The organism is Streptomyces sp. NRRL S-495 (assembly GCF_000966955.1).
GTDB lineage: Bacteria > Actinomycetota > Actinomycetes > Streptomycetales > Streptomycetaceae > Kitasatospora > Kitasatospora purpeofusca.
Genome location: NZ_JZWY01001113.1, coordinates 1 through 5,007 on the forward strand (window position 1 = coordinate 1; position 5,007 = coordinate 5,007).

Annotated in this window: 3 protein-coding genes; 1 reads left to right on the forward strand and 2 read right to left on the reverse strand. The window is 73.0% G+C overall.

Translation table 11 applies throughout. From position 1 onward, the window contains the following. Positions 1-266: 266 nt before the first annotated feature. Positions 267-2,300, forward strand: coding sequence for an acetoacetate--CoA ligase (locus tag VR45_RS39580; protein ID WP_045944810.1), 2,034 nt, complete (start codon positions 267-269; stop codon positions 2,298-2,300). An 88-nt stretch (positions 2,301-2,388) separates the two neighbouring features. On the opposite strand, the gene ptsP is transcribed toward VR45_RS39580, so the two are convergent. Next, positions 2,389-4,059, reverse strand: coding sequence for a phosphoenolpyruvate--protein phosphotransferase (gene ptsP / locus VR45_RS39585; protein ID WP_045944811.1), 1,671 nt, complete (start codon positions 4,057-4,059; stop codon positions 2,389-2,391). 100 nt (positions 4,060-4,159) lie between these two features. Then, positions 4,160-4,609, reverse strand: coding sequence for a PTS glucose transporter subunit IIA (locus VR45_RS39590; protein ID WP_045944812.1), 450 nt, complete (start codon positions 4,607-4,609; stop codon positions 4,160-4,162). Between the last annotated feature and the right edge of the window lie 398 nt (positions 4,610-5,007).

Here is a 5,007-nt window from a genome sequence, read left to right on the forward strand (position 1 = left end):
CCCGCCCTCCGTCCCCACCGACGAGACCGACGGCTGGCAGCTCTCCACCCCCGAGACCCCGCTCGCCTTCCCCTTCCACACCCGTGTCTCCCGCTCCTGGTTCAACGGCGAATTCACCCGCCCCTGACCAGCGACGGCCGCGCCGGGGAGACCCTGGCGCCCCGGCCGCTCACATGGCAGGGTCTGCACCGACAGCCCCCAACCGGACGCGGGCCCTGCCACAAGCGACCCCGTCCGCCCTCATCACCGGCCGGGAGACCACCACCGTGAGCACCCCACCCCAGGACCAGCCGCTCTGGCGCCCGAACCCCGAGCGTGCCGCCGGCACCGGGATCGTGGCCTTCCAGGCCTGGGCCGCCCAGCACCACGGCGCCCCGGCCGCCCCGCTCGCCCCCACCGCCTCGGACGCCGAGGCCGCCGCCCGCTACGCCGCCCTGCACGCCTGGTCGGTCGAGGACCTCGACCGCTTCTGGACCGCCGTCACCCAGTGGTTCGACGTCCGCTTCACCCAGGCCCCCGACGCCGTCCTCGCCGACCCCGCGATGCCCGGCGCCCGCTGGTTCCCCGGCGCCCGCCTCAACTACGCCGAGCACGCCCTGCGCGCCGGCGAGCAGGCCGAGAACGCCGACCGCCCCGCCGTCCTCCACCTCGACGAGACCACCGACGAGCCGCTCGTCCTCACCTGGGCCGAACTCCGCCGACAGGTCGGCTCCCTCGCCGCCGCCCTGCGCGCCCGCGGCGTCCGCCCCGGCGACCGCGTCGGCGCCTACCTGCCCAACATCCCGCAGGCCGCCGTCGCCCTCCTCGCCACCGCCGCCGTCGGCGCCGTCTGGACCAGCTGCGCCCCCGACTTCGGAGCCCGCAGCGTCCTGGACCGCCTCCAGCAGATCGAGCCGGTCGTCCTCTTCGCCGTCGACGGCTACCACTACGGCGGCAAGGACCACGACCGGACCGAGGTCGTCGCCGAACTCCGCCGCGAACTCCCCACCCTGCACACCGTCGTGCACGTCCCCCTGCTCGGCGCCCCCGCCCCCGAGGGCGCCCTGGCCTGGGACGACCTGACCGCCGAGGACACCGAGCCGGTCTTCGAGGCCGTCCCCTTCGACCACCCGCTCTGGGTCCTCTACTCCTCCGGCACCACCGGCCTGCCCAAGGCCATCGTCCAGAGCCAGGGCGGCATCCTGGTCGAGCACCTCAAGCAGGCCGGCCTCCACCTCGACCTCGGCCCCGAGGACCGCTTCCTCTGGTACACCTCCACCGGCTGGATGATGTGGAACTTCCTCCTCGCCGGCCTCCTCGTCGGGTCCACGGTCGTCACCTACGACGGCAGCCCGGGCCACCCCGACACCGGCGCCTTCTGGTCCGTGGCCGCGCGCACCCGCGCCACCGTCCTCGGCACCTCCGCCGCCTACGTCATCGCCAGCCGCAAGGCCGACCTCCACCCCGGCCGGGACCTCGACCTCTCCGCCGTCCGCTGCCTCGGCACCACCGGCTCCCCGCTGCCGCCCGACGGCTTCCGCTGGATCTACGAGGAGGTCAAGGAGGACGTCTGGCTCGCCTCCGTCAGCGGCGGCACCGACGTCTGCTCCTGCTTCGTCGGCGGCGTCCCCACCCTCCCGGTCCACCTCGGCGAGATCCAGGCCCCCAGCCTCGGCGCAGCCGTCGAGTCCTGGGACGTCAACGGCCGCCCGCTCACCGACGAGGTCGGCGAACTCGTCGTCACCAAGCCCATCCCGTCCATGCCCACCGGCTTCTGGAACGACCCCGAGGGCACCCGGTACCACGACAGCTACTTCGACGTGTACCCCGGCATCTGGCGCCACGGCGACTGGATCACCGTCACCTCCCGCGGCACCGTCGTCATCCACGGCCGCTCCGACTCCACCCTCAACCGCCAGGGCGTCCGGATGGGCTCCTCGGACATCTACGAGGTCGTCGAGCGCCTCCCCGAGATCGCCGAATCCCTGGTCATCGGCCTGGAGGAGCCCGAGGGCGGCTACTGGATGCCGCTCTTCGTCGTCCTCGCCCCCGGCGCCGAGCTCGACCAGGACCTCATCGGCCGCATCCGCACCTCGCTGCGCACCGAGCTCTCCCCGCGCCACGTCCCCGACGAGGTCATCGCCGTCCGCGGCCTGCCGCACACCCTCACCGGCAAGCGGATCGAGGTCCCGGTCAAGCGACTGCTCTCCGGCACCCCGCTCGACCAGGCCGTCAACCCCGGCTCCGTCGACAACCTCGACCACCTGCGCTGGTTCGAACAGCTCCGCCAGGAGCGCGAGCGCGCCGCCGCGGCCGAGTGACCGACCCCCCTGACATGCCGAAGGGGCCCGCTCCACCACCTGGTGGAGCGGGCCCCTCGCTGTGTTCCGTCGCTGTGTCCCGCGACCGCTACTCGCCCGACAGCACCTGCTGCGCCGCGGCCCGCGCCTCCTCGGCACTGTCCGCCGCCCGCGCCGCCTCGGCGGCCCGGCGGCACTGCGCCAGCGTGTACTTGGCCAGCGCCGTCCGCACATAGGGGATCGACGCCGCGCCCATCGACAGGCTGGTGACACCGAGACCGGTCAGCACCACGGCCAGCAGCGGGTCGGAGGCCGCCTCGCCGCAGACACCGCAGCTCTTGCCCTCGGCCTGCGCGGCCTCGGCGGCGAAGGCGATCAGGTCCAGCAGCGCCGGCTGCCACGGGTCCTGCAGCCGCGCCAGCGCACCGACCTGGCGGTCCGCGGCGAAGGCGTACTGAGCCAGGTCGTTGGTCCCCAGGGAGAGGAACTCGACCTCCTGGAGGATCGAGCGCGCCCTCAGCGCGGCCGACGGGATCTCCACCATCGCGCCGAACTTGGCGCTCAGCCCGGCCTCGCGACACGCCTCGGCGAAGTCCTTGGCGTCCTTGCGGTCGGCCACCATCGGGGCCATCACCTCGAGGTGCACCGGCAGGCCCTCGGCGGCCGTCGCCAGCGCCCGCAGCTGGGTCCGGAGCACCTCGGGGTGCTCCAGCAGGGTGCGCAGACCGCGCACACCGAGCGCCGGGTTCGGCTCGTCGGCCGGGGTCAGGAAGTCCAGCGGCTTGTCCGCGCCCGCGTCGAGCACCCGGACCACGACCCGGCCCTCCGGGAACGCCTCCAGCACCTTGCGGTACGCCTCGACCTGCTTCTCCTCGGTCGGCGCCTTCGCCGAGTCGTCCAGGAAGAGGAACTCGGTGCGGAACAGACCGACACCCTCGGCGCCCGCCTCCAGCGCGGCCGGCAGGTCGCCCGGACCGCCGACGTTGGCCAGCAGCGGCATCCGGTGCCCGTCCGAGGTGGCGCCCGGACCGGAGGAGGCGGCCAGCGCCGCCTTGCGCTCGGCGGCGATCCGGCGCAACTCCTCCTGCTTCTCCGTGCTCGGCTCGACCAGCACGTCACCCGAGCTGCCGTCCACCGCGACGACCGTGCCCTCGGCCACGTCGGACGCCCCCGGCAGCGCGACCACGGCCGGTACGCCCATGGCCCGCGCCAGGATGGCGCTGTGGCTGGTCGGCCCGCCCTCCTCGGTCACGAAGCCGAGCACCAGCGTCGGGTCCAGCAGCGCGGTGTCGGCCGGCGCGAGGTCCCGGGCGAACAGCACGTACGGCTCGTCGCTGTCCGGCACACCCGGCATCGGCACGCCGAGCAGACGCGCGACGATCCGGTTCCGCACGTCGTCCAAGTCGGCGACCCGGCCGGCCAGGTACTCCCCGGCCGAGGCGAGCAGCGCCCGGTAGGCGGCGAAGGCGTCGTAGACGCCGCGCTCGGCGCTGCTGCCGACCGCGATCCGGCGGGAGACGTCGGCCATCAGCTCCGGGTCCTGCGCCATCAGCGCCTGGGCCTCCAGCACGGCCTGGGCCTCGCCACCCGCCAGGTTGCCGCGGGCGATCAGGTCCGCGGCCACGGCCTCGACGGCTGCCTGGGCGCGGGCCTGCTCGCGCGGAGCGTCCTCGGTCGGGATCTGGGTGGCCGGGGGCTCCAGCACCGCGGTACCCATGTGCCGCACCTGGCCGATCGCGACTCCGTGGCTGACACCCACGCCTCGCAGCGTCTTCTCCATGTCTTTCTCCGTGAGAGAGGCGGCCCCGCCGGGTACCGCTGTGTGCCGGGCCGCCCCGACCGGAGCGGTGGGGCGGGTGTGTCCTGTAAGAGGGGAGAGGTCAGCTCCAGCTGAACAGGGCGTCGCCGACGGCGACCTCCCCGCTCTCCAGCAGCTCGCCGAGCGAGTCGGCAGCGGCCTCCAGCGCGACGATCGGCGAGATCGGCGACTTGCCGGCGGCCTCGACGGCGGCCGGGTCCCACTTGATGACGGCCTGGCCGCGGGTGACGGTGTCGCCCTTGTTGACGAGCAGCTCGAAGCCCTCGCCGTTCAGCTGGACGGTGTCGATGCCCAGGTGGGTCAGGACCCCGTGCCCGTCCGCGTCGACGACGACGAACGCGTGCGGGTGCATCGAGACGACCACGCCGTCGACCGGAGCAACGGCCTCGGTGGGCCGACGCACCGGGTCGATCGCGGTGCCGGGGCCGACCATCGCACCCGAGAACACGGGGTCCGGCACGCCGGCGAGCCCTACGACCCGGCCGGTCAGCGGCGACGTCACAGTGGTCATGGATGAGCCTCCCAAGTGCGCAGTACAGGCGAGCGGCCGCGAACGCGGCGGGGTGATCGACTGAAGCCTAAATCATGTCAACTTCGGACATCCGCTGACATTCCGGGTGGTCGGCCATGCCGTCCGCCCCCACCAGTCAGTCATCTCGTCGACCACTAGTGGTCTAGTCCTCTTGGCCGATGCGCCGCACTCTACAGGCATCTTGGCGAATCGGGACCATTGCTGTATATGCTCGCGAGAGCAACAAATCACGCGTCCGACCGGGTGACACCGGCGCGGCCCGATTCGCGCTCGGCCCGACGACCCGCTATGGTTGGTCGAGTCGCCGCAAGTCGACGGTTAACACCAGATTTCAGAAACGAAAAGCGCCGGTTAAACAACGGCAAACGGATCTGATA